The sequence below is a fragment of the Aeromonas sp. PS2Canimalfood6 genome, from assembly GCF_048276795.1.
Classification (GTDB): Bacteria; Pseudomonadota; Gammaproteobacteria; order Enterobacterales; family Aeromonadaceae; genus Aeromonas; species Aeromonas caviae.
Window position 1 is genome coordinate 40,554 of sequence record NZ_JBLUXC010000009.1, and the last position, 24,408, is coordinate 64,961.

17 protein-coding genes and 1 pseudogene are annotated in these 24,408 nt (G+C 64.6%); 10 read left to right on the forward strand and 8 right to left on the reverse strand.

Annotated features, from left to right (window positions below; all coding sequences use genetic code 11):
• Window positions 1-14 precede the first annotated feature (14 nt).
• The 6 genes from fabZ to accA all read left to right on the forward strand — a co-directional run bounded on the left by fabZ (window position 15) and on the right by accA (window position 7,571).
• Window positions 15-476, forward strand: a complete 462-nt coding sequence (gene fabZ, locus ACNPAA_RS05965) for a 3-hydroxyacyl-ACP dehydratase FabZ (protein ID WP_010673414.1) — start codon at window positions 15-17, stop codon at window positions 474-476.
• A 2-nt stretch (window positions 477-478) separates the two neighbouring features.
• On the forward strand, window positions 479-1,270 hold the full coding sequence (gene lpxA, locus ACNPAA_RS05970; RefSeq protein ID WP_010673415.1) for an acyl-ACP--UDP-N-acetylglucosamine O-acyltransferase: 792 nt from the start codon (window positions 479-481) through the stop codon (window positions 1,268-1,270).
• Entirely contained in the window at window positions 1,263-2,402 is a 1,140-nt protein-coding gene (lpxB, locus tag ACNPAA_RS05975) for a lipid-A-disaccharide synthase (protein WP_039039432.1), read from the forward strand. Before lpxA ends, lpxB begins: the two co-directional genes overlap by 8 nt.
• 78 nt (window positions 2,403-2,480) lie before the next feature.
• A complete protein-coding gene (gene rnhB, locus ACNPAA_RS05980) occupies window positions 2,481-3,071 on the forward strand; it encodes a ribonuclease HII (RefSeq protein ID WP_039039433.1) in 591 nt (196 codons plus the stop codon).
• A 53-nt stretch (window positions 3,072-3,124) separates the two neighbouring features.
• Window positions 3,125-6,604, forward strand: a complete 3,480-nt coding sequence (dnaE, locus tag ACNPAA_RS05985) for a DNA polymerase III subunit alpha (RefSeq protein ID WP_041211337.1) — start codon at window positions 3,125-3,127, stop codon at window positions 6,602-6,604.
• A gap of 16 nt (window positions 6,605-6,620) precedes the next feature.
• On the forward strand, window positions 6,621-7,571 hold the full coding sequence (gene accA, locus ACNPAA_RS05990) for an acetyl-CoA carboxylase carboxyl transferase subunit alpha (RefSeq protein WP_041211295.1): 951 nt from the start codon (window positions 6,621-6,623) through the stop codon (window positions 7,569-7,571).
• A gap of 80 nt (window positions 7,572-7,651) precedes the next feature.
• On the opposite strand, the gene ACNPAA_RS05995 is transcribed toward accA, so the two are convergent.
• Together ACNPAA_RS05995 and ACNPAA_RS06000 are read right to left on the reverse strand one after the other, a co-directional pair.
• Window positions 7,652-9,043: an MATE family efflux transporter gene (locus ACNPAA_RS05995; RefSeq protein ID WP_201872231.1), complete on the reverse strand. Its 1,392-nt coding sequence runs from the start codon at window positions 9,041-9,043 to the stop codon at window positions 7,652-7,654.
• Window positions 9,044-9,149: 106 nt separating this feature from the next.
• Window positions 9,150-10,055, reverse strand: coding sequence for a LysR family transcriptional regulator (locus ACNPAA_RS06000; protein ID WP_103244742.1), 906 nt, complete (start codon window positions 10,053-10,055; stop codon window positions 9,150-9,152).
• A 495-nt stretch (window positions 10,056-10,550) separates the two neighbouring features.
• On the opposite strand from ACNPAA_RS06000, the gene ACNPAA_RS06005 reads away from it, so the two are divergent.
• Together ACNPAA_RS06005 and yjeH are read left to right on the forward strand one after the other, a co-directional pair.
• Window positions 10,551-11,843 carry an HAAAP family serine/threonine permease gene (locus ACNPAA_RS06005; protein ID WP_049636279.1) on the forward strand — a complete coding sequence of 431 codons (1,293 nt, stop codon included), beginning with the start codon at window positions 10,551-10,553 and terminating at the stop codon, window positions 11,841-11,843.
• Between the two features lie 126 nt (window positions 11,844-11,969).
• On the forward strand, window positions 11,970-13,250 hold the full coding sequence (gene yjeH / locus ACNPAA_RS06010) for an L-methionine/branched-chain amino acid transporter (RefSeq protein WP_042015548.1): 1,281 nt from the start codon (window positions 11,970-11,972) through the stop codon (window positions 13,248-13,250).
• Window positions 13,251-13,293: 43 nt separating this feature from the next.
• Here the strand turns inward: yjeH and ACNPAA_RS06015 are convergent, their stop codons facing one another.
• From ACNPAA_RS06015 to ACNPAA_RS06030, 4 genes and pseudogenes are all read right to left on the reverse strand, one after another.
• A complete protein-coding gene (locus ACNPAA_RS06015; protein ID WP_202040682.1) occupies window positions 13,294-13,833 on the reverse strand; it encodes a GNAT family N-acetyltransferase in 540 nt (179 codons plus the stop codon).
• A gap of 72 nt (window positions 13,834-13,905) precedes the next feature.
• A pseudogene (locus ACNPAA_RS06020) lies at window positions 13,906-15,632 on the reverse strand (ABC-F family ATP-binding cassette domain-containing protein).
• 349 nt (window positions 15,633-15,981) lie between these two features.
• Window positions 15,982-16,419 (reverse strand): PliI family lysozyme inhibitor of I-type lysozyme, encoded by a 438-nt coding sequence (locus tag ACNPAA_RS06025; RefSeq protein WP_010673427.1) that lies wholly within the window; start codon window positions 16,417-16,419, stop codon window positions 15,982-15,984.
• Between the two features lie 112 nt (window positions 16,420-16,531).
• Window positions 16,532-18,562 carry a M13 family metallopeptidase gene (locus ACNPAA_RS06030; RefSeq protein WP_368172420.1) on the reverse strand — a complete coding sequence of 677 codons (2,031 nt, stop codon included), beginning with the start codon at window positions 18,560-18,562 and terminating at the stop codon, window positions 16,532-16,534.
• 129 nt (window positions 18,563-18,691) lie between these two features.
• Between ACNPAA_RS06030 and tilS the strand changes: the two genes are divergently transcribed.
• Window positions 18,692-20,026, forward strand: a complete 1,335-nt coding sequence (gene tilS, locus ACNPAA_RS06035) for a tRNA lysidine(34) synthetase TilS (RefSeq protein WP_417891645.1) — start codon at window positions 18,692-18,694, stop codon at window positions 20,024-20,026.
• Window positions 20,027-20,068: 42 nt separating this feature from the next.
• On the opposite strand, the gene ACNPAA_RS06040 is transcribed toward tilS, so the two are convergent.
• Complete coding sequence (locus ACNPAA_RS06040; protein ID WP_417891646.1) at window positions 20,069-20,986, reverse strand: GGDEF domain-containing protein; 918 nt, start codon at window positions 20,984-20,986, stop codon at window positions 20,069-20,071.
• Between the two features lie 187 nt (window positions 20,987-21,173).
• Here ACNPAA_RS06040 and ACNPAA_RS06045 point away from each other — a divergent pair, with 187 nt between their 5' ends.
• Entirely contained in the window at window positions 21,174-23,126 is a 1,953-nt protein-coding gene (locus tag ACNPAA_RS06045; protein WP_042864254.1) for a monovalent cation:proton antiporter family protein, read from the forward strand.
• A gap of 27 nt (window positions 23,127-23,153) precedes the next feature.
• Here the strand turns inward: ACNPAA_RS06045 and ACNPAA_RS06050 are convergent, their stop codons facing one another.
• Window positions 23,154-24,314 carry a patatin-like phospholipase family protein gene (locus tag ACNPAA_RS06050; protein WP_048208164.1) on the reverse strand — a complete coding sequence of 387 codons (1,161 nt, stop codon included), beginning with the start codon at window positions 24,312-24,314 and terminating at the stop codon, window positions 23,154-23,156.
• Window positions 24,315-24,408 lie beyond the last annotated feature (94 nt).

Consider the following 24,408-nt stretch of genomic DNA (forward strand, 5'->3'; position numbering starts at 1 on the left):
TATAGGGTACTGTTTTGACTACTGAAAAGAAGAGCCTGGGCATCCAGGAAATCATGGATCTGCTGCCCCACCGTTATCCGTTCCTGATGGTGGACAAGGTGGAAAACTACGAGATCAGCGATGAGCGCAAGACCCTGCGCGCCATCAAGAACGTCTCGTTCAACGAGCCGATCTTCCAGGGCCACTTCCCGGCCAAGCCGGTCTTCCCCGGCGTGCTGATCCTGGAAGCCATGGCCCAGGCCACCGGTATCCTGGCCTTCACCATGGTGGGCAAGCCGTCCCCCAACGAGCTCTATTACTTTGCCTCCATCGACAATGCCCGCTTCAAGCGCCCGGTGGGCCCCGGCGATCAGCTGGTGCTGGATGTGGAGTTCCTGAAGGAGCGTCGCGGCATCGCCAAGTTCACCGGTGTCGCCACCGTCGACGGTGAAGTGGTCTGTACTGCCGAACTGATGTGCGCCAAGCGCGAGGTATAACCGTGATCGATCAGACTGCCATCATCCACGACACCGCCATCGTCCATGAGTCTGCCGTCATCGGCAAAGGGGTTGAAATCGGCCCCTTCACCGTCATCGGCGCCGAGGTGGAAATCGGTGACAACACCTGGGTGAGCTCCCACGTGGTGATCAAGGGCCCGACCAAGATCGGTCGCGGCAACAAGATCTTCCAGCACACCTCCATCGGTGAGGATTGCCAGGACAAGAAGTACGCCGGCGAGCGCACCTTCCTCGAGATCGGCGACAACAACGTGTTTCGCGAGAACTGCACCGTGCACCGCGGCACCACCCAGGACCAGAGCCTGACCAAGGTGGGTAGCGGCAACCTGTTCATGGTCAACGTTCACGTGGCCCACGACTGCATCATCGGTGACAACTGCATCTTCGCCAACAACGCCACCCTGGCGGGCCATGTGCACATCGGTGACTTCGTGATCTTCGGCGGTCTGTCTGCCATTCACCAGTTCGGCCGCGTCGGCTCCCACGCCTTCGTCGGCGGCTGCGCTGCCCTGAACAAGGACGTGCCGCCCTACGTGATGGCCGCCGGCAACTACGCCAAGCCGTTCGGGGTCAACTCCGAAGGCCTGCGTCGTCGTGGCTTCAGCGCCGAGGCGATCTCTGCCGTCAAGCGCGCCTACAAGGAGATCTTCCGCTCCGGCAAGACCATTGAAGAGGTGTTGCCCGTGCTGAGCGAGATGGCCCAAAGCGAACCGGCCATCCAGCTCTATGTGGATTTCCTCAAGGACAACGAGCGCGGGATCATCCGTGCCTGATCCCATTCGCATCGGCATCGTCGCCGGAGAGACCTCCGGCGACATCCTGGCCGCAGGGCTGGTGCGCGAACTGCAAGCCCGCTACCCGGATGCGCAGTTCGAAGGGATCGCCGGGCCGCGGATGCAGGCTCTCGGCGTGAAGGCGCTGTTCGAGATGGAGGAGCTCTCCGTCATGGGCATCACCGAGGTGCTGGGCCGTCTGCCCCGCATCCTCCAGGTGCGCCGCGAACTGCTGCGCCACTTCATCGCCAATCCCCCCGACATCTTCGTCGGTGTGGATGCACCGGATTTCAATATCGGGGTGGAGCTGAAACTGCGCCGCGCCGGTATCAAGACGGTCCACTATGTCAGTCCCTCCGTCTGGGCCTGGCGTCAGGGCCGCATTCACAAGATCAAGGCCGCCACCGACATGGTGCTCGCCTTCCTGCCGTTCGAGAAAGCCTTCTACGACCGTTTCGATGCCCCCTGTCGCTTCGTCGGCCACACCATGGCGGACGACATTCCGCTGGTGCCGGATCAAGGGGCGGTGCGCGAGGCCCTCGGCATCGATCCCGCCCGTCGCTGGCTGGCGGTGCTGCCGGGGAGCCGCACGGCGGAAGTGGGCTTCATGGCGCCGGTCTTCCTCGAGGCGTGCAAGCACCTGACGGTGCACAACCCGGATCTCGGTTTCATCGTGCCTCTGGTCAACCAGAAACGGCGCGAGCAGTTCCTCGCCATCAAGGCCGAGGTGGCCCCGGAGCTCGACATGGTGCTGCTGGACGGCCAGGGCCGCGAGGCCATGATTGCCGCCGATGTGGTGATGCTCGCCTCCGGCACCGCGGCCCTCGAGGCCATGCTGGTGAAAAAGCCCATGGTGGTGGGTTACAAACTCAAACCCTTCAGCTACTTGCTGGCCCAGTGGCTGGTGAAGACGGATTATGTCTCCCTGCCGAACCTGCTGGCGGACAAGATGCTGGTGCCCGAGCTCATCCAGCACGAGTGCACCCCGGCCAACCTGGTGGAAGAGGTGAGCAAGCTGCTGGACCATGACAACAGCGAGCTCATCGCCACCTTCACCCGGTTGCACGAGAAGATCCGCTGCAATGCGGATGTGCAGGCAGCGGAAGCGGTTGCCGCGCTGCTGGAACGCTAGTGGGCTCTGCCTGTGTGTCAGGCGTGATGTTGTGCTGATACTGGCCCTGCGGGGCCGGTTTTGATTCAAGGCTATGAGATGACGATCGATATTCCCGAAGACAAGCTGATTGCCGGGGTGGACGAAGTGGGTCGCGGCCCCCTGGTGGGTGACGTGGTCACCGCCGCGGTGATCCTGGATCCTGCCAATCCCATCCTTGGCCTCGCCGACTCCAAGAAGCTCTCCGAGAAGAAGCGGCTCGCCCTGTTTGGCGAGATCAAAGAGAAGGCGCTGGCCTATGCCATCGGCCGCGCCAGCCCGGCGGAAATCGACGAGCTCAACATCCTGCACGCCACCATGCTGGCGATGCAGCGCGCCGTGGCGGGGCTCAAGGTGACGCCCGAGCTGGTCTTCATCGACGGCAACCGCTGCCCCAGATTGCCGATGGAGGCCCGCGCCGTGGTCAAGGGGGACAGCCTGGTGGCCGCCATCAGCGCCGCCTCCATCCTCGCCAAGGTGACCCGGGACGCCGAGATGACCGAGCTGGACAGCCGCCATCCCGAGTACGGTTTCGCCCGCCACAAGGGCTACCCGACGGCGGAGCACCTCGCCATTCTGGCCGAACGGGGCCCGCTGCCCGAATACCGGCAGAGCTTCAAGCCGGTGCGCCGCGCTCTGGGGATCGAATAACCGATGCCGATCTGTCTGAACGATTTCTGCTTGCGCAATGAGAGGGCGTGACCATGGCTGATCCTCGTTTCATCCACCTGAGGGTGCACTCCGACTTCTCCATGGTCGACGGCCTGCAGAAGATCGGTCCCATCGTCTCCGCTGCCGCCGCCAACAACATGCCGGCCCTGGCCCTGACGGACCAGATGAACATGTGCGGCCTGGTGCGCTTCTACGGCTCTGCCCACGGCAAGGGGATCAAGCCCCTGGTCGGGGCGGATTTCTGGGTGCAGAGCGACGAGCTTGGGGACGAGCAGTTTCGCCTCACCCTGCTCGCCATGGACAACGACGGCTACCAGAACATCACCCTGCTCATCTCCCGCGGCTATCAGCGCGGTCACGTGCAGGGGCGTCCGGTCATCGACAAGGCCTGGCTTGGCGAACATGCCAAGGGGGTGATCGTCCTCTCCGGCGGTCGCGAGGGGGATGTGGGCAAGTTCCTGCTCAAGGGCAACCGCCAGATGGTGGAGCATTGCCTCGCCTTCTACCAGACCCACTTCCCGGATGCCTACTATCTGGAGCTGCTGCGTACCGGCCGCCCGGACGAGGAGGTCTACCTCCACATGGCGGTGGCCATTGCCACCGAGTTCGAACTGCCGGTAGTGGCCACCAACGAGGTGGTGTTCCTCACCGCCGATGACTTCGACGCCCACGAGATCCGGGTCGCCATCCACGACGGCTACACCCTGATGGACAAGCGCCGACCGCGCCGCTACAGCCCCCAGCAGTACCTGCGCAGTCAGGAGGAGATGGCGGAGCTGTTTGCCGACATCCCGGAAGCCCTGGAAAATACGGTGGAGATCGCCAAGCGCTGCAACGTGACGGTGCGCCTTGGCGAGTATTTCCTGCCCAATTTCCCCACCGGCGACATGACCACCGAGGACTTCCTGGTCATGAAGTCGAAGGAAGGGCTGGAGGAGCGGCTGGCCTTCCTGTTCCCGGATCCGGCGGTGCGGGCCGAGCGTCGTCCCGAGTATGACGAGCGTCTCGACATCGAGCTCAAAGTGATCAACCAGATGGGCTTCCCGGGTTACTTCCTCATCGTGATGGAGTTTATCCAGTGGTCCAAGGACAACGGCATCCCGGTCGGTCCGGGCCGGGGCTCGGGGGCGGGGTCGCTGGTGGCCTACGCCCTCAAGATCACCGACCTGGATCCGCTGGAATTTGACCTGCTGTTCGAACGTTTCCTGAACCCCGAGCGGGTCTCCATGCCCGACTTCGACGTCGACTTCTGTATGGACCGGCGCGACGAGGTGATCGATCACGTCTCCGAGATGTACGGCCGGGAGGCGGTGTCCCAGATCATCACCTTCGGCAGCATGGCGGCCAAGGCGGTGGTGCGGGACGTCGGCCGTGTGCTGGGCCACGCCTACGGTTTTGTGGATCGCATCTCCAAGCTGATCCCGCCGGATCCGGGCATGACCCTCGCCAAGGCGTTCGAAGCCGAGCCCAAGTTGCCGGAGCTCTACGAGCAGGACGAGGAGGTCAAGGACCTCATCGACATGGCGCGCCGCCTCGAAGGGGTGGTGCGCAACGCCGGCAAGCACGCCGGTGGCGTGGTGATCGCGCCCACCAAGATCACCGACTTCGCGCCGCTCTATTGCGACGACGAGGGGCATCACCCGGTCACCCAGTTCGACAAGAACGACGTGGAGTACGCGGGCCTGGTGAAGTTCGACTTCCTGGGGCTGCGCACCCTCACCATCATCGACTGGGCCCTTGGCATGATAAACCCCCGTCTTGCCAAAGAGGGCAAGCCGCCGGTCGACATCGCCGCCATCCCCATCGACGACAAGAAGTCGTTCGCCCTCTTGCAGCGCTTCGAGACCACGGCGGTGTTCCAGCTCGAATCCCGCGGCATGAAGGACCTCATCAAGCGGCTGCAGCCCGACTGCTTCGAAGACATGATCGCGCTGGTGGCCCTGTTCCGCCCGGGCCCGCTCCAGTCGGGCATGGTGGACAACTTCATCGAGCGCAAACACGGCAAGGAGGCCATCTCCTACCCGGACGAGAAGTGGCAGCACGAAAGCCTCAAACCCATACTCGAGCCCACCTACGGCATCATCCTCTACCAGGAGCAGGTGATGCAGATCGCCCAGACCCTGGCGGGGTATACCCTGGGTGGCGCGGACATGCTGCGCCGGGCCATGGGCAAGAAAAAACCCGAAGAGATGGCCAAGCAGCGGGCGGGCTTCGAGGAGGGGGCGGTCAAGAACGGCGTCGACGGCGAACTGGCGATGAAGATCTTCGATCTGGTGGAGAAGTTTGCGGGCTACGGCTTCAACAAGTCCCACTCCGCTGCCTATGCGCTGGTCTCCTACCAGACCCTCTGGCTCAAGACCCACTTCCCGGCGGAGTTCATGGCGGCGGTGATGACCGCGGACATGGACAACACCGACAAGATAGTGACCCTGGTGGACGAGTGTCAGCGCATGGGGCTGACCGTGATCCCGCCGGACGTCAACACCGGCCGCTACCGCTTCAGCGTCAACGAGGACGGCCACATCGTCTACGGCATCGGCGCGGTGAAGGGGGTAGGGGAAGGGCCCATCGAGGCGATCCTGGAGGCGCGGGATCGGGACGGTCCATTCCGCGACCTGTTCGATTTCTGCAACCGGGTCGACATCAAGAAGCTCAACAAACGGGTGATGGAGAAGCTCATCCTCTCCGGCGCCATGGACAGGCTCGGCCCCCACCGCGCCGCCCTGATGGCGACCCTGGAGGAGGCGATGCGCGCCGCCGAGCAGCACGCCAAGGCCCAGGCGGTGGGGCAGGTCGACATGTTCGGCGTGCTCACGGAGGAGATCGACGACGTCAAGAAGGCGTTCGCCAACGTGCCGCACTGGCCCGACAAGGTGTGGCTGGAAGGGGAGCGCGAGACCCTGGGGCTCTACCTCACCGGTCACCCCATCAACCAGTACAGCAGCGAGCTGCGGCGCTACACCTCGGGCCGACTGTGCGATCTGCATCCCACCTCCCGGGATACGGTGACCACGGCGGCGGGGTTGGTGATCGCGGCGCGCAGCATGGTGACCAAGCGCGGCAACAAGATGGGGATCTTCACCCTGGACGACAGATCCGGCCGTCTGGATGTGACCCTTTTCAGTGAAGCGCTGGAAAAATACGAAGAATTGATGCAAAAAGACCGTATTTTAGTGGTTTCTGGACAGGTCAGCTTTGATGACTTCTCCGGTGGCCTTAAAATGTCGGCCCGCGAGTTGCTGGATATCAACGATGCGAGGGAGCGTTTTGCCAGGGCAATCCGCATCTCCCTCGATGAACAACGCATTGACGAGCGCTTTTTCCCGCGTTTGTGCGAGATTTTGGAGCCCGCCCGTGCCGGAGTCTGTCCGGTTCAGGTAAACTATCGTCGCCCCGGTTCCCGGGTGCGATTGACGCTCGGTACCGAGTGGCGGGTGACGCCCACCGATCAACTGATAGATGACTTGCGAGTCCTGCTTGGACGAGAGCGGGTTGAATTGGTTTTTGATTAGAGGATCTATTGTCCCTATGAGTCTTTTTCTGGATTTTGAACAGCCGATCGCCGAGTTGCAGGCACAGATCGATGAACTGCGCCATGTGAGCGAGCACAACAGTGCCGTGGATCTCAGCGAAGACATTCGCCGGCTGGAGAAGAAAAACGAAGAGCTGACCAAGAAGATCTTCGGCGATCTGGGTGCCTGGCAGGTATCCCAGATGGCACGTCATCCCCAGCGCCCCTACACCCTCGACTACATCGAGCAGATCTTCACCGATTTCGACGAGCTGGCCGGAGATCGCGCCTATGCCGATGACAAGGCCATTGTCGGCGGCATCGCCCGTCTCGACGGCGAGCCCGTGATGGTCATCGGTCACCAGAAGGGTCGCGAGACCAAGGAGAAGATCAAGCGCAACTTCGGCATGCCGCGCCCGGAAGGGTACCGCAAGGCCCTGCGCCTGATGGAGATGGCCGAGCGCTTCAAGATGCCGATCATCACCTTCATCGACACCCCGGGTGCCTACCCCGGCGTGGGTGCCGAGGAGCGTGGCCAGTCCGAAGCCATCGCCCGCAACCTGAAAGTCATGGCCGGCCTGACCGTGCCGGTGGTCTGCACCGTGATCGGTGAAGGCGGCTCCGGCGGCGCTCTCGCCATCGGTGTAGGTGATCGGGTCAACATGCTGCAGTACTCCACCTACTCCGTCATCTCCCCGGAAGGGTGCGCCTCCATCCTGTGGAAGAGCGCCGAGAAGGCCTCGGTGGCGGCGGATGCCATGGGCATCACCGCCCAGCGCCTGAAGGAGCTGAAGCTCATCGACAACATCGTCGAGGAGCCCCTCGGCGGTGCCCACCGCGACGTGGAGAAGATGGCCAAGCACCTGAAAGCACGCATCAAGCAGGATCTGGATGCCCTGCGCCCCCTCGACAGCGAGCAACTGCTGGAGCAGCGCTACCAGCGTCTGCTGGGTTACGGCTACTGCTGATCTGCCGTTTCCAATAAAAAGTCCCCGCATGCGGGGACTTTTTTTATGGGCGACGTTTGTGGGGGGACGCCGGGCGGGCCTCAGGGGGCGGTCAGCGCCCGTTGCATGGGGACGGAAGCACGCCCTCCGGCAGGGCTCAGGGCCCGCCACTCCCGCCACAGCAGCCAGCACAGGGGGGGCGTCAGCAGCAGCACGGTGGCGGGCTGTGCCATCAAGACCCCGTCGCGCCCCCACCAGAGGGGCAGCAGGAAGATGAGGGGCAGCAGCAGCACCGTCTTGGCCACAGAGATGACGAGGGCCTGGCGGGTGCGGGCCATGGCCTGCAACAGCACGATGCCGAACATGACGATCCCCTCCAGGGGCAGGGCAGCGAGGTTGAGGGTCAGGCTGCTGATGGCGGCGGCGAGCAGCTCTGCGTCCTGATCCCCGGTGTAGAGCATGGCGACCGGCTGCGGCAGCAGCTGGACAATCAGCCAGACCCCCAGGCCATAGACCAGGGTGATCTTGAGCCCCATCGCCATCAGGAACTGGAGGTCGCGATGGCGCCCGGCCCCGGCTGCCTGGCTCACCAGGGGCTGGATGCCAAACGCCAGTCCCTGCAGGATGACGATGAAGACCGCCTCCGTGTACCCCGCCACGGTGAAGCCCGCCAGATCCTTGACCGTGCCGTGCACCATCAGCTGGCTGTTGTGCAGCAGCAACAGCAGCCCCAGATTGAACTGGGCGATGAGGCTCGGCAGCCCGGTGAAGAGCAGGCCGGGCATGGCCGGGAAGCGTGGCACCAGCTGGCGCCAGGTCAGCCGCAACCGGGCGTGGCGGGAGAAGAAGTACCCCAGGCCGAGCAGGCTGACCACGGCCTCCGAGAGGAGGGTGGCCTGGGCCGTGCCGGTGAGGCCGAGCCCGAGCCGGCCCACCATGATGTAGTTGAGCAGGATGTTGAGGAGGGCGCCGCCGCTCACCAGTACCATGGCGAGGCGAGGGCGGCCGTCGTTGCGAAGCAGGTAGGGCACCGCCAGGTTGCTGGCGAGCAGCAGGGTGCCACCGCCAATCCAGGTGAGGTAGTCGCTGGCCCGCTGCCAGGTGTCGGTGCCGGGGGCCATTCCCAGGGCCTGCAGGATATCGGTGTGCCAGTGGTGCAGCAGCAGCGGCGCTACCGTGCCCAGGATCAGCAGCAGCCAGAGGGCGCTGACCAGAGCCTGGCGGGCCAGAGCGAGGTTCCTGGCGCCCTGCTGGAAGGAGATGGCGGTGGCGGCCCCCATGGCGATCATGGCGGCGAGGCCGATGAGCACCATGATGACCGGATAGACCAGGTTGATGCCGGCAAGGCCGGCGGCCCCCACGTAGTGGCCGACGAAGATGCCGTCTACCAGGTAGTAGGCGCCGGAGACCAGCACGGCCATGACGGAGGGGAGGGCATAGCCCCAGAAACGGCGGGCCATGGCCCGTTGACGCAGACGGAAGTAGGCGGACATATCTGTACTCGGGAAAAGGGCCGGAATCGAGCAGACAGTCTAGTTTATTATGGTTTAATTGATAATCAGGCTTTCATTTGATGGATTACTGAATTCGGCTCATCAATTAACGGATCCTGTGATACTCCTTCAGCATGTCGATCAGGGCTCGCAGCCCTTGCCCCAGCTGGTGCCGGCCCGGATAGAAGAGGTTGAACCCGGCAAAGCTGGGGCTCCAGTCATCCAGCACGCTTACCAGCCGCCCCGATGCCAGGGCGTCGAACACCTCCCCTTCATGGCAGTAGGCGAGCCCGAGCCCCGCCTCGGCCGCCCCCAGGTAGAGCGCGGGCGTGCTGGTGGTGAGCGGGCCCGTCACTTCGATCTCAAGCAGTTCCCCCTCGGCGGCAAAGGCCCAGCGATAGTGGTGATGGGGCGTGAGCCGATAACCGATGCAGTCGTGCTGGCGCAGATCCGAGGGGTGGCGAGGGGTGCCACGCCGCGCCAGATAGTCGGGGGAGCCCACCACCAGATAGCGCTGCTGCGGGCCCAGGGGAACCGAGATCATCTCCTGGGGCAGCAGGTCGCCGTAAAAGAGGGCGGCGTCGTAGCCATCCTCGATGAGGCGGGGCATCAGCTCCAGCTCCTCCACCTCCACCTGCATGCGCGGGTAGCGCACCAGATAGTCGATGAGCACCGGGGCCAGCACCTCCTGGATGGCGGCTCGCGGGGCACAGAGCCTGAGCCTGCCCACGGGTTCGCCCGCGTGGCGCGTCAGCTCCGCCAGCGCCGCCTCCAGTTGCCCCAGGGTTGGCAGCACCTGGGCCAGCAGCCGTTCGCCCGCTTCGGTCGGCACCACGGCCCGGGTGCTGCGATTGAGCAGCCTGACGGCCAGGCGACTCTCCAGCCCTTTGAGGGCATGACTCAGGGCCGAGGCGGAGACCCCGAGCTCGAGGGCGGCCTTGCTGAAACTGCGGTGACGGGCGACGGCGGCAAACACGGCCAGCTCGGAGAGATCGGTGCGGGAGAGGGTCATGGTCGGTACGCAGAAAAAGGGCGGACACAAAGGGTACGCCATGGGGCGACGGGAGACAATCGGGGGCAACGAGGGGGTTGTGACGAAATTGTTGCGCGTTTCAAGGGTGAGGTGGATCACACCAAAAAGCTTATATGTTAAAAAAAAATCGCAATATGGCGATTCAAGTGTGATCTGAAGCGACGGAAAGGCGATTCCAATCAAACTTTGGTTGATTAATTCAAAAAAACGCTGTGATTAATAGGGCCTTTTAACTAGAGTCATCTCATCGGATGAGGTGAGCGTTATCCCGTTGTTAACGAGCGAGCACGATCCCCTCTGTATTACGACTCCCCGCCCGTGTTTGTTGCAATCAGGTTGCCACAGGGAGTGGCGGCCGGATGGCCGGGGCGGAGGAACAAACAGGACGAATAGCTGGAGTTCCAGGGAAAGGAACCGGGCCCAGGCCCACTGACAAGTTAAGATCCCACTTTCCTTGATGACAGGAACACCCCTATGTCTGACATGAACATTGCAGTTGAAGGCAGCTTGAGCAAAGCCTCCTCCCGTGGCATCAACAAGGCCGACGTGGTCTGGATGCTGGGTCTGTACGGTACCGCCATCGGCGCCGGTGTCCTCTTCCTGCCGATCAATGCCGGTGTCGGTGGCCTGTGGCCGCTGGTCGCCATGCTGATCCTGGCCCTGCCGCTGACCTTCTTCGCCCACCGTGGCCTGACCCGCTTCGTGCTGTCCGGCTCCACCCGTGACGGCGACATCACCGAGGTGGTGGAAGAGCACTTCGGCAAGACCGCAGGCAAGTTCATCACCCTGCTCTACTTCTTCGCCATCTACCCCATCCTGCTGATGTACTCCGTGGCCATCACCAACACCGTCGAGAGCCTGATGGTGCACCAACTGGGTATGACGGCACCTCCCCGTGCCATCCTCTCCCTGGTGCTGATCCTGGGTCTGATGGCAATCGTTCGCCTGGGCGGCCAGGTCATCGTCAAGGCGATGAGCGTGCTGGTCTTCCCGTTCGTGGTCACTCTGATGGGCCTGGCGCTCTACCTGATCCCGCACTGGAACGGTGCCATCATCACCGAAGCCCCGGCGCTGGGTGAGGCCTTCAACGGCGACTTCATCAAGACCCTGTGGCTGGCCATCCCGGTGATGGTGTTCTCCTTCAACCACTCCCCGATCATCTCCTCCTTCGCGGTGGACAACAAAGGCCGCTACGGCGCCAACGCCGAGAAGAAGTGCAGCAACATCCTGCTGGGCGCCCACGTCATGATGGTGATGACGGTAATGTTCTTCGTGTTCAGCTGCGTGCTGAGCCTCTCCCCGGCTGACCTGGCGGCGGCCAAGGAGCAGAACATCTCCATCCTCTCCTACCTGGCCAACCACTTCGACAACCCGGTGATCGCCACCGTGGCACCGCTCATCGCCATGGTTGCCATCAGCAAGTCCTTCCTGGGTCACTACCTGGGTGCGCAAGAGGGCATGAACGGCCTGATGGCCAAGTCCCTGCGCGAGAAGGGCAAGAACGTCGACGTCAAGCAGCTGAACAAGGTGACCGCGGTCTTCATGATCCTGACCACCTGGGCCGTGGCCACCATCAACCCGAGCATCCTCGGCATGATTGAAGATCTGGGCGGCCCCATCATCGCCATGCTGCTCTTCCTGATGCCGATGTACGCCATCGCCAAGGTGCCGGCCATGCGCAAATATGCCGGCAACCTCAGCAACGGCTTCGTCACCCTCATCGGCCTCATCGCCATGTCCGGTATCATCTACAAGCTGATTGCCTGATGACAGCGTTCATCCCTGTGAGAAAGCCGGCCCCCCGGGGCGGTTTTTTTATGGGCACAAATGCTTAACAAAGCGGTGGTGGCGGCCTAACATGGCGGGATGTTTTTCTAGACGGGACAACAGGATATGTCTGGGTTGAAAAAGGATCTCGGGCTCTGGCAGGGGATGGGGCTGCTCGCCACCTCCCTGCTCGGTACCGGGATCTTCGTGGTACCGGCCACCGCCGCCTCGCTGGCGGGAGGGGCGTCGCTGTGGGCCTGGTTGCTGCTGATTGCCCTGGTGCTGCCCATCGCCTTTACCTTCGCCCGCCTCGGGCGGCGTTATCCCCACGCGGGTGGCGCGCCCCATCTGATTGGCCTCGCCTTTGGCAACGGCGCCGAGCGCTTCTCCGCTTTCCTGTTTCTGGCGGTGCTGCCGGTGGGCCTGCCTGCCGCCCTCACCATCGCCGCCGGTTTCTGGCACGCCCTGTTCGACATGGGGGAGTGGACCCTCTGGGGCATCCAGCTGCTCACCCTGCTCGGGGTCTTTCTGCTGGGGCTGCGGGGAGCGCGCTCCTCCGGCAACCTGCAACTGCTGATCGCCCTGGCCATTCTGGGGCTCACCCTGCTTATCTGGGTCAAGGGGGATCTCAGCTGGCGCGATGCCGCCCAGCCTCTGCCAACGGCGAGCGAATGGCCCGCCATGGGCTCGGCGCTGGCGGTGATGTTCTGGTGTTTCGTGGGGCTCGAGGCCTTCGCCCACATGGGGGAGGAGTTCAAGCGGCCAGAGCGGGACTACCCCCTTGCCCTGCTGGGGGGCGTGCTGCTGGCGGGGCTCATCTACTGGGTGCACTCGCTGGTGGTGCTCAAATATGACCTCTACGGGGACGAGGCGACCAATGCCACCGCCATTCCGGCCCTGCTCTCCCTGTTGTTCGGCCCCACCGCCAAGTGGCTGGTGGCGGTGCTGGGCTATCTCTCCTGCTTCGCCAGCATCAACATCTACCTGCAAGGTTTTGCGCGCCTTATCTGGAGCATGGCGCGGGAGGGCAAACTGCCGGTCTCCCTCTCTCGCCTCTCGGCCCGGGGCGCTCCCCTGCATGCCCTTGCCTGGGTGCTCGCCATCTGTTTCGTCTCCATCACCCTGATCCTCTGGCTGCGTCTGCCCCTCGATGCGCTGATCCGCTACGCCAACGGCAACTTCGTGCTGGTCTATCTGCTCTGCATGGCGGCCGGCTGGCGCTTGTTGTCGGGGACCGGCAAGGGGCTGGCGGGCCTCAGCGTGCTGCTCTGTGCCCTGGTGCTGCTGGCCCTCGCCACCCAGGTGCTCTATGCCGTCGTGCTGAGCTTGGGGTATGGCGGCTTCTCCCTGTGGCGGCGCAGACGCCGCCGCTCGGCGTCCGATGAGGGTGTCTGCGCCATCAAGTAACTCCCGAAAAAAAGCCCCGCAGTGCGGGGCTTGTTGTTGCGGGTCACAGGCTGGCGGGCAGGTCGCTGCGCAAGATGGCGTAGTGGCGCAGGGAGATGAAGCCATCCCCCTTGCGCTCGCACTCCCGCGCCGTGCCCTCGTAGTAAAATCCGGCCCGCTCCAGCAGGCGGGCGGAGGGGTGGTTGGGCTCCTCCACCACTGCCAGCAGCCGGTGCAGGTCGGTGGTGCGGTAAGTGAGCGGCAGCCAGAGTTGCAGCGCCGCGCTCATCACCCCCTTGCCCCAGTGTTCGGGATAGAGCCAGTAGCCCAGCTCGGCACACCGGTGAGTCGGGTCGGCATCGTTGTAGCCGATGGCCCCCAGCGGTTCGTCCGTGTGCCGGTCGCGAATGAGGTGCCAGGCGCCGCGGCCGGTGCGGGTCAGCTCGGCGTACCAATCCATCTGTGCCCGGCATGCCGTCAGGCTGTCGTAGCTGACGCCGTAGTAGGCGACGACCCGGGGATCGGAGAGGCCGCGATAGATGTGAGGCAGGTCGGCGTCGCTGACCGGATCCAGCCTGATGTGAGGTTGTTGCGTTGATGTCATGGTGGCTCCTTGCGGCCAGCCGTGGCTGGCCGCGTGTGTTGCGTAACAAGAGATGGATGATCCGGGCTGGCGTCAGGCAAAGCCGAGGCGCTCGGCAAGGCGCGCCAGCTCGTCACGCCACTGCTGCTGCAGGCGCGGGGTCTGGTGCCTGGGCTTGCGGGCCAGATCGGCGGCGAGCAGGGCATCGAGCTCATACCAGCGCGCCAGCAGCGCCTCTTCGTCATCCCCCGTGGCGGCCGCGGCCTGCGGGTCACCTGATCGAGCCGGGCTGCCCGCCTGCGGCAAGGGGGCATCGCCCAGCAGCTCGGCATAGGCCCGCTCGGCGCTGTGAGCCTCCTGGATGCGCCCGTCCCTGATCAGCCAGAAGCGGTTGCAGCTGCGCTCGATCAGCTCCCGGTCGTGGGAGACCAGCAGCACGCCCCCCGGGAAGGCGGCAATCGCCTCGGCCAGCTCCTCCTTGCCCGCCAGATCCAGGTGATTGGTGGGTTCGTCGAGCCAGAGCATGTGGTGGCTGCCGAGGGACAGGGCGAGGAACAGCAACCGTGCCCGCTCGCCCCCGCTCAGGGTGTGCACCTGCTGGCCGTGGCGGACATAGGGGAAGCCCGCCCGGATCAGCGCCTGTCGCCGCGTCACCTCAGGCAGAGGGGCCAGGGGGTACAGCGCGTCGCTCAGGGTGGCGTCGTCAGCCAGCTGCTGCAGGGACTGATCGTAATAGGCGATGCTGGCGCCGGGATGGCAGTACCAGCCCGCCTGCGGACTCAGGTCAGTCAGTTCGCGCCAGCACTGGCGCAGCAGGGAGGACTTGCCGGTGCCGTTGGCACCGAGCAGGGCAACCCTGTACCCGCTCGCAGCCAGAGCCCCTCGGCACGCAGCAGCGGCGGCAGTGCCGGTGCCGGCGATACGTCGAGGGCCTCCAGTCGCAGCAGGGTGTCGGCAGGCAGGCTCACTCCGCGCAGCTCGAGCCGCCAGGGGGCCAGCGCCGCCACCTGGCTCTGCTCCTCCTGCAGGCGGGCGATGCGCTTTTCCATGGACTTGGCCTGGCGCACCAGCTTCTCGTTGTCATGCTCCCGCCCCCAGATGGCGAGGCGCTTGCTGCTGGCGCTCAGGCGGTCTATCTCCTTTTGCTCATCCGCCCGGCGCAGGCGGGCCTGCTCATCCTCGGCAGCCAGCGCCGCCCTGGCCTGGCTGCAGGGCAGGGCGAAGCGGTGCAACTGGCCATCTCGCAGGATCAGGGTCTGATCCGTGACGCGGTCCAGCAGGCGAGCGTCGTGGGAGACCAGCACGAAGGCGCCGCGCCAGCCCAGCAGAAACTGCTCGAGCCAGAGCAGGGCGGGCAAGTCCAGGTGGTTGCTGGGCTCATCGAGCAGCAGCAGGTTGGGTTGGCGCAGCAGGGCGCGGCCTATCTGCAGCCGGCTGTGCTGGCCACCGCTCAGTGCACTGACCTGCAATGTGGCCTGGGCCTCCAGCTGCAGTTCGGCCAGCAGCTTGTCCACCTGCCATTCGGCGGCGGGGTCGTTGCCGAGCGCATCCAGCAGCACGGCGCGGGTGCTGAGGGTGGAAAGCCCGGCGGGCAGTTGCTGGGCCACGAACTCGCAGCGGCAGGCGGCGGCCTGCACGACCCGGCCGGCCTGGGGCGTGCGCTCGCCCGCCAGCAGCGCGAGCAATGTGCTCTTGCCGCAGCCGTTGGCGCCAATCAGGCCGAGTCGGTCGCCTGCGCGAATGCCGAGTTCGAGGTGATCAAATAAGGGAAGGTGCCCCGCACTCATCTGCAGGGAATGGGTACTCATCAGGGTTGTCATGCTCTTGCTCTCTTAAATCGCGGGATAGGAAATCCCTGTCATCAGGAGCGCTGGCGACAACGGTAGAGTCGAGAAAGGTCTCGGTATGGAAGGGAGTCGGCTTTGCTCGAACCCGCTATCGCAGCGCGATGGTATGCAGGCAAGAGCACTTGAATGTGCCGAACAGGCGAGCCGAGAACATCGGACACGCTTGGATAACCATTTTTTACCTCCTTGTGTTTCGTTATGGCAGGGTGCGGCGATTATAGGCACAGAAAAAAACAGTCGTCCATCCGCCCTGTGGGGGGCCGTGGGCACCGCATCGGGAGGTGCGGGGTAAAAAACGCCCCGTGATACGGGGCGTGGGGGGTCAGTCGCGGGGGGTCTTGAGGGCCTCAATCACATCGTCACTGGGGGCCAGTCCCTCCACGTGGTTGAAGCTCTCCAGCCCCTCCTGGGGATTGATGGTGAGGGCGTCGGCGCTCAGGTAGCTGCCGCTGCCGGCGCTCTCCACCACGACGATGACTTCAGGCTGCTTGTCGCCGTTGAGATCCAGCAACTTGATCTCCTTGATGCTGCCATCGCGCGGCAGCACCTTGCCGTCGATGAACTGATCCAGCGGAAACTGGGGGTTGGCACCGGAGTAGAGGCGCACGTCGTAGCTGCCGGTGGAGGCGGGCTCGCCGCGCCCTTCGCTGACGGTCACCACCTGGCCGGAGGGGAGCGTCAGCTGCTTGAAGAAGCCATCCGCCGCCTGGCTGGCGAGGGGCAGGGTGAGCAGGCCGAGAGTAAGGAATAAGGCTTTCATGGAGAGGACCCTTGTTGCTGCTTATGTGTCTGTGACGGGCAGGGGACGCTTCCCTGCCACGTCGGAAGCGGGCAGGGGGCCGCTGGTCGGCCGCCCCCTGCCCGGGTTGTCATCACCATATCTTGACCCGTTTGGCCGGGTCCAGATAGAGCTTGTCGCCGGGCTGGATCTTGAACGCCTCGTAGAAGGCGGGGATGTTCGGTACCACGCCGTTGACCCGGTATTCCGGCGGCGAGTGGGGATCCGAGGCGAGCAGCATCTGCATCAGCTCGGGGCGATACATGCCCTTCCACACCTGGGCCCAGCCGAGGAAGAAGCGCTGCTCGCCGGTAAAACCGTCCAGCACCGGGGCCTCCTTGCCATCCAGGGAGAGCAGGTAGGCCTTGTGGGCGATGGTGAGGCCGCCGAGATCGCCGATGTTCTCCCCCAGGGTGAACTGGCCGTTGACGTACTGGCCCTTGATGGGCTCGAAGCGGTTGTACTGGGCCACCAGCCGGCTGGTGCGAAAGCGAAACTCCTTGAGATCCGCCGGCGTCCACCAGTCGCGCATCACGCCGTCACCGTCGGATTTGGCCCCCTGATCATCAAAACCGTGGCCCATCTCGTGGCCGATCACCCCGCCGATGGCGCCGTAGTTGACCGCATCGTCCGCCGTCATGTCGAAGAAGGGGGGCTGCAAAATGGCGGCCGGGAAGACGATCTCGTTGTTGCTCGGGTTGTAGTAGGCGTTCACCGTCTGGGGCGACATGTGCCACTCGTCCCGATCGACCGGCTTGCCGAGGCGCGCCAGGTTGTCAGCGTATTCGAAGGCGCGGGCCCGCTGCAGGTTGCCCACCAGATCGTCGGGGCGAATGGTGATGGCGCTGTAGTCCTTCCACTTGTCCGGGTAGCCTATCTTGGGTCTGAACTTGGCGAGCTTCTCGAGGGCCTGGGTCTTGGTGGCCGGGGACATCCAGTCCAGCTCCTGGATGCTCTGGCCGTAGGCGGTGCGCAGGTTCTCCACCAGCTGCTCCATACGGGCCTTGGCCGCAGGCGGGAAGTAGCGCTCGACATAGAGCTTGCCCACCGCCTCCCCAAGATTGTTGTCCAGTACCCCGAGGGCCCGCTCCCAGGGGGCGCGCTGCTTGGGCGTGCCGCTAAGAGCGGTGCCGAAGAAGGCAAAATTCTGGGCATCGGTCTGGCTGTCGAGGTAGGGGGCGTAATCGGTGATGAGCTGCCACTTGAGGTAGGCCTGCCAGTCAGCGACCGGGGTCTGCTGCATCACCTCGTTCAGGGCCGAGAGGTAGGTGGGCTGGCCGATGACCAGGCTCTGTTGCCCCGCAAGGCCGGCCTGGGCCAGGTAGGCGTCCCAGTCGATGGCGGGGGCGAGGCGCCCCAGCTCGCTCACCGGGCCCTTGTTGTAGTTCTTCTCTCTGTCTCGCAGGGCCACGTTGTCCCACTGGATCTGGGCGAGCCTGGTCTCGAGGGCCAGGATGCGTTTCGCCTTGCCCTGGGCATCCGTCTCACCGAAGCGGGCCAGCATGGCGGCGATGTGTTGCTCGTACTTGTGCAGCAGCGCCTGGCTGTTGGGGTCGCGCTTGAGGTAGTAGTCCCGATCCGGCAGGCCGAGGCCGGCCTGGTAGAGGTAGACGGCATAGCTGTCAGGGGCCTTGGCGTCGGCGTCAATCCAGAAACCGAAGGGGGAGCCGCCACCGGTGCGGGCGCTCTGGGCGAAGGCGCGGGCGAGATCCTGCGGCGTGCTGATCTGCTCTATCTCGCTCAGCATCGGCAGCAGGGGCGTGGTGCCCTTGGCGTTGCGGGCGGCCTGATCCAGATAGCTCTGGTAGAGGTCGTGGATCTGCTGGGCCGGGGTGCCGGCGGCGGCTTTGCCATCCAGCCCCTCCACCAGCACCCGCACGTCCGCCAGGGATTTGTCCCGCAGCAGGTAGAAGGCGCCGTCGGCGGGCCTGTCATCGGGGATCTTGGCCGTGGCGAGCCAGTGGCCGTTCACGTAGCGGAAGAAGTCGTCACCAGGCTTGACGCTGGTGTCCATGTTGGCCAGCGCAAGGCCGGAGTGTTTGTCCGGTTGGCTCGGTGCCTGACTGCAACCGGCCAGCAGGGCCAGCCCGACGAGGGTGGCCAGGATGTGTTTCTTGTTGTTCATTATGGTTTTATTCCAATTCGGGTTATATGGCTTCCTTGCCCACGCAGGGAGCGATTCACTCTAGCAGCCGGGTTAGCGCTTGATAAGCCCGACTCTGCTAAGATCGGCCTGGTCGTATTGGGGAAGCCTATGATTTCTCGTATTTATTCTCGTTTTTGTCAGACCCTGCCCGCGCCGGAAGGTTCCCGCGGTCTGCTGGTGGCTTTCAGCGGCGGGCTCGACTCCACCGTCTTGCTGGTGCTGGCGGCCCGTTTTGCCCGCGCCCACGGCCTCGCCCTGAACGCCCTGCACGTTCATCACGGCCTGAGCCCACATGCCGACGACTGGGTGGCTCACTGCGAAGGGGTGTGCCGGCAACTGGCGGTGCCCCTCATCGTGGAGCGGGTGCAGCTCTGTCGAGGCAACGGGGAGAGCCTGGAGGCCCAGGCGCGGGCGGCGCGTTATGAGCGACTCGCCGCCCACCTGGGGGAGGGGGAGTGGCTGCTCACCGCTCACCATCAGGACGATCAGCTGGAGACCCTGCTGCTGGCGCTCAAGCGGGGTACCGGTCTGCGCGGACTGGCGGGCATGGTGGCGAGCCAGCCTTTTGCCGCAGGCCATCTGTTGCGCCCCTTGCTCGACATGAGCCGGGCCGAGCTGGCGGAAGCCGCGCAGTCACTTCCTTATGGCTGGGTTGAGGATGAGAGCAACGAGGACCCGAGCTATGACCGCAACTTCCTGCGCCAGCAGATCATCCCCCTGCTCAAGGACCGCTGGCCCGCCATGGCCCGGACGACGGCGCGCACCATGGCTCTGTGCGCCGAGCAGGAGGCGCTCATCAGCGAGCTGGCCGAGGCGGACTGGCAGGCGGTGGGTGAGGGAGAAGGGCTGCGCATTGACGGACTCCTCTCCCTCTCCCCCGTGCGGCGCAACAACCTGCTGCGCCACTGGATCCGCCGCCAGGGGGGGGAGATGCCCTCTCGCGAGCTGCTGGGCCTGCTGTGGCAGGAGGTGGCGCTGGCGCGCGATGACGCCAACCCCAGGCTGAGCCTGCAAGGGTTGGCGTGCCGCCGCTATCAGGGGCGCCTGTACCTGGTGGCGCCGGATCTCGCCCCCCGCGAGGAGGTGCTGCCCATCCGGATGGAAGAGACGCTCACTCTGCCGGACGGGCTCGGGCAGTTCAGGCTCTGGAGAACGGATGGCGAAGGGTTGCGGACACCGAGCGGGGACGAGCCGCTCTCGGTGCGTTTTCAGGTCGCCCCCGGCGTCATGCTGAAACCGGTGGGGCGGGTGGGCAGCCGGCGGCTCAAGAAGCTGCTGCAAGAGTACGGGGTGCCCTCCTGGCAGCGGGGGCGCATTCCCATCCTCTACTACGGTGAACAGGTGGCACTGGTGGCCGGGCTCTTTGTCTGCGACGGATTTCTGGCGCCAGAAGAGGGGGTGGCGTGGGAGTGGCGGCCCCCCGTCACCCCGGATGCGGATTGACATCGCAGAGTGACAGGGGGCCGGGAGGTGAAGGGTGATGCCCTATTCGGGCAGGCCGGAGCCCCCGGCTTTCTTGCGGGCGTAAAGATGAGTATCGGCCGTCTCGTAGAGGCGCTGCACATCCATGCCCGACTGCCAGCTGGCGGCTCCCAGGCTGCACCCCACCGAGAAGGCGCTGAGGCTGTGGAGCACATGTTGCAACCGCAGCCAGACCGGGCGCCAGGCCTCGGGGTCCGCGGGTTGCAGCAGCAGGGCAAACTCGTCCCCGCCGAGGCGAAACGCCTGATCCGTCCCGCGAATGCACCCCTGCAGCAACTGGGCGAAGCGGCTTAGCACCAGGTCGCCCACCGGATGGCCCCAGGTGTCGTTCACCTGCTTGAATCTGTCGAGATCCAGCAGCACCAGCACCAGGCCGTGGGGTTCCCGGCTGTGTTGCTCCACCGCCCGGCCGATGGCTTCGTCGAAGTAGGCGCGATTGCCAAGCCCGGTCAGGTGGTCGAGCCGCACCTGCTGCTCCAGCCGATCCAGCCGCAAGTAGAGGGGCAGGGGGAGGCTGAACAGCTGATGATATTGCTCAAGCAACCGCCTCTGGCCGTCGCTCAGAGGGTGCTCCAGCTCGTAGTGCAAGTGGCCGAGCAACTGCTCGTGTCGTCCCCGCAGCTCGAAGCGATAGGCATGCAGGGTCAGCCTGGCCTGGGGCGGGTGCGAGATGAGGGGATGGGGCTGGCCACAGTCGAACTGGAGCGAGTGGATCCGGACAATGTTTGCCACCCGCTCGGCAAAGATTGCCAGCAGGGCGTCAAGATCCCGTTGCCCCAGCAACTGCTCGATCTGCTGATAGCGGTCCTGCCCGGTCAAGGGCGCAAGCCGCTCCATCTGCTGTACCCACTGCTCTATGCCATGTCCGAAGCCGTTCAATGACGATGTGTTTTCCACGTTACAGCCCTTACACCTCTCCATTCATTGCACAGGCTCTTGCAAGCCCTGTGCCTAAAATATGTCCGATGAAAAACAAGGGGGCTGGCTAGGCTTAACGGGATGAAACGGGAGGGGAAATCCCTGCCGCTGAGCGAGTGGCGTGCCATATGGGGAGCGGGCGCTGTGCTTGCAGGGAAGAGGGTGCCGGGCAGATGAAGGAGAGGGATGGGTGTACGCCGATGTGTTGATCCTGCTGATCTTCGCCGTTGTGCTGGTGGCCATTTTCCGGCGCCTCGGCCAGCCGGTGATCCTTGCCTATCTGTTTGCCGGCATGCTGCTCGGCCCCCATGGCGTGGCCATCGTCACGGGTCAGGCCATGATGCAGACCATAGGGGAGCTTGGCATCGTGTTCCTGATGTTCTCCCTCGGGCTCGAGTTCTCCCTGCCGCGTCTGCTCGCCATGCGCAAGCTGGTGCTGGGGGTCGGCAGCCTGCAGGTGCTGCTCACCTCACTGCTGTTTTTCGGGCTCGGCTGGTGGTGGGGGCTGAGCCTGGCCCAGGCGCTGGTGGTGTCAGGCACCCTGGCGCTCTCCTCCACCGCCGTGGTGATCAAGCAGCTCGGCGAGCTCAAGCAGCTCCATACCCGGCGAGCCCAGCTCGGGGTGAGCGTGCTGCTGTTCCAGGATCTTGCCGTGGTGCCCCTGCTGGTGATGATCCCCATCCTGGCCCAGCCCGAGGTGCAGGGCAGCGCCCTGCTGGCGGAGGTGGCCTGGGCCTCCCTCAAGGGGTTGTTTGCGCTCTCCGTGCTGCTGGCGGTGGGGAAGTGGCTGCTGCCCATGCTGTTTTTCGAGGTGGCGCGCGCACGTTCAGACGAGCTCTTCGTACTGAGTGCCCTGCTGGTTGCATTGCTGGCGGCCTCCCTGACCCAGTGGATGGGGCTCTCCATGGCGCTCGGTGCCTTTCTGGCGGGTATGATGCTGGGGGAGTCCCACTATCGTCATCAGCTCGAAGTGGACATCAAGCCGTTTCGCGACGTGTTGATGGGGCTCTTCTTCATTACCATCGGCATGACCATGGACTGGGCGCTGGTGGCGGACGCCTGGTGGCAGGTGCTGGCCTGTGTGACGGGGCTCATCCTGTGCAAGTCGCTGCTCATATTGCTGGCGGGCCGCCTGATGGGGGAGCGCAAGCGCGACGCCATGGCCGCCGGCATCATGTTGAGCCAGGTCGGGGAGTTCGGTTTTGTGCTGCTGGCGCTGGCGAGTCATCACGGCTTGCTGGATCACCAGCTGGTCTCTCTGCTCATCGGCATCGGTGTCATCTCCATCGCCCTCACCCCCTGGCTGGTGTTGCGGGCGCTGGGACTTGCCCACTCCCTCACCGACAGTGCCCTGCTCTCTCGCGCCGAGGTGGCCCAGTCGGGCCTGAGCAAACACCAGCACGTCATCATCGCCGGGTTCGGACGCACCGGCCAAACCTGTGCCCGCTTTCTCAAGCTCGAAGAGATCCCCTTCCTGGCCCTGGATCTCGATCCCGAGCGGGTGAGCGAGGCGAAGCTCGCGGGGGAGCAGGTGGCGTTCGGCGATGCCAGCCGGCGCGACATCCTGCTGGCGGCCGGTCTGTTGCGGGCGCGGCTGGTGATCATCACCTTCGACGATCGCAAGCGGGTCGATGCCATGCTGACGCTGATCCGGGAGCTGGCGGGGGAGATCAAGGTGCTGGTACGCACCCGGGATGACAGCTTCCTCGAACACTACAAGCAGGCCGGCGCCTTCGAGGTGATCCCCGAATCCCAGGAGGGAGCCCTGATGCTGGTCTCCCATCTGCTGCTCAACTGCGACATTCCCATCGGCCGGGTGATCCGGCGCATGGAGCACGAGCGCAGCAGCCAGTATCGCTTTCTGCACGGTTTCTACTGGGGCGGCAAGAGTGCGGGCAATCTGGAGACGGATCAACTGCTCGAGCGGCTGCATCCCGTGCTGCTGCACGACCAGGCCTGGGCGGTGGGACACAGGGTACGGGATCTCGCCCTGGGAGAGGTGCGCATCAAGGCGATTCATCGCGGGGAGCGCAGCCTGGATCCCAGGCGCGAGCTGGTGCTGGCGGCGGGAGATACCCTGGTGCTTTTCGGCACGGCCGTGGCCATGGAACAGGCCGAGCAGCGCCTGCTGGAGGGACGCTAGGATCTCCTTGCCATGGGATAAGGCCCCTCAGGCCTCTTCGCGAAACTGCTCCTGCCTCCCGCTGCCCGGCAGGTCGAGGAAGGCCTCGATGCGCTGGCGGTGATCCAGCGCGTCCTGGTATCCCAGCTTGATGAGCCGCTGGCAATAGCCGGGGTCAAACATCAGGAAGCTGGCCAGGCTGCTGCTCTCTTCGCCGTTGACCCCGAGCACCCGCAGCAGACGGCGCAGCTGGGTCGGCAACCGTGGGAGGTATTCGAGGGCGATGAGGTCGAGATCCTGGCTGGGGCGGATCACGCAGGTCTCCACCTGGCGCAGTTTCAGCCGACTGCGCTCCCGTGCCGGAATGAGGGAAAGGGTCTGGTTGATGCGCCCGAGCCGCTCCAGATCCGAATTGAGGGTGTCGGAGAAGACGGTGTTGAGCAGATGGCTCGCGATGTTGGAGCTGGTCAGGTGCCCCTGGCGGGGCGTCGGGTTCTCCCTGTGAGGGGAGTCCAGGGTCACCAGCAGGATCCGCTCCGCCCCCAGGTGGATGGCGGGGCTGAGCGGGCTTAGCTGGTGGATGGAACCATCCCCGTAGACGCGATCGCCGATGGGGGTGGCGGGAAAGACAAAGGGCAGCGCCGACGAAGCCAGCAGATGATCCGAGGTGAGCAGGGTTCGCAGGCCACGTCGTCTGGCGCGCTCCCAGGGCTGATGTTCGGCCCGCCCCTGGAAGAAGGTGGTGGAGAGGCCGTCATCGTAGTCGGAGGCCGTGATGGCGATGGCCTCCAGGCTGCCGTAGAGGATGTTGTCATCGATGCGGTGATAGTCGATGAGCTGATCCAGCAGACGGCGCAGGGGGGCGTTGTCAAACAGGTGAAAGGCTCGGTTGCTCTGGGGGGTGATGAGGCCGGCCGAGCCCTGATAGAGGGTGCGCCACAGCAGTTGGCAAGGGTGGAAGTCGAAGATGTGGTGGGTCTCGAATCGTCGCCAGACCCACTCCAGCTTGCGCACCCCCAGATGGAAACAGGAGGCGTAGCACGCCAGCGCCGTGATGTTGAGAGCCCCCGCCGAGGTGCCGCACAAAATGGGGAAGGGGATGCCGATGTTGCGGGGGTAGAGTTCGGCCACCGCCTTGAGTACGCCGACCTGATAGGCGGCGCGGGCACCACCACCAGTCAGCAGAAGAGCAGTATTGGGTCTGGCCATGAGGGTGCGCCTTATCGTGATCGCCAGGGCGGGTTGCCACCGCGCAATTCAACTATAAGACGTTGTATACCGGATAAAAATGGGCCGCACGCTC

Coding starts and splice junctions, on each gene's coding strand:
- rnhB (WP_039039433.1), top strand. CDS start 2,481: ATGACGATCGATATTCCCGAAGACAAGCTGATTGCCGGGGTGGACGAA.
- dnaE (WP_041211337.1), top strand. CDS start 3,125: ATGGCTGATCCTCGTTTCATCCACCTGAGGGTGCACTCCGACTTCTCC.
- accA (WP_041211295.1), top strand. CDS start 6,621: ATGAGTCTTTTTCTGGATTTTGAACAGCCGATCGCCGAGTTGCAGGCA.
- ACNPAA_RS05995 (WP_201872231.1), bottom strand. CDS start 9,043: ATGTCCGCCTACTTCCGTCTGCGTCAACGGGCCATGGCCCGCCGTTTC.
- ACNPAA_RS06000 (WP_103244742.1), bottom strand. CDS start 10,055: ATGACCCTCTCCCGCACCGATCTCTCCGAGCTGGCCGTGTTTGCCGCC.
- ACNPAA_RS06005 (WP_049636279.1), top strand. CDS start 10,551: ATGTCTGACATGAACATTGCAGTTGAAGGCAGCTTGAGCAAAGCCTCC.
- yjeH (WP_042015548.1), top strand. CDS start 11,970: ATGTCTGGGTTGAAAAAGGATCTCGGGCTCTGGCAGGGGATGGGGCTG.
- ACNPAA_RS06015 (WP_202040682.1), bottom strand. CDS start 13,833: ATGACATCAACGCAACAACCTCACATCAGGCTGGATCCGGTCAGCGAC.
- ACNPAA_RS06025 (WP_010673427.1), bottom strand. CDS start 16,419: ATGAAAGCCTTATTCCTTACTCTCGGCCTGCTCACCCTGCCCCTCGCC.
- ACNPAA_RS06030 (WP_368172420.1), bottom strand. CDS start 18,562: ATGAACAACAAGAAACACATCCTGGCCACCCTCGTCGGGCTGGCCCTG.
- tilS (WP_417891645.1), top strand. CDS start 18,692: ATGATTTCTCGTATTTATTCTCGTTTTTGTCAGACCCTGCCCGCGCCG.
- ACNPAA_RS06040 (WP_417891646.1), bottom strand. CDS start 20,986: ATGGAGAGGTGTAAGGGCTGTAACGTGGAAAACACATCGTCATTGAAC.
- ACNPAA_RS06050 (WP_048208164.1), bottom strand. CDS start 24,314: ATGGCCAGACCCAATACTGCTCTTCTGCTGACTGGTGGTGGTGCCCGC.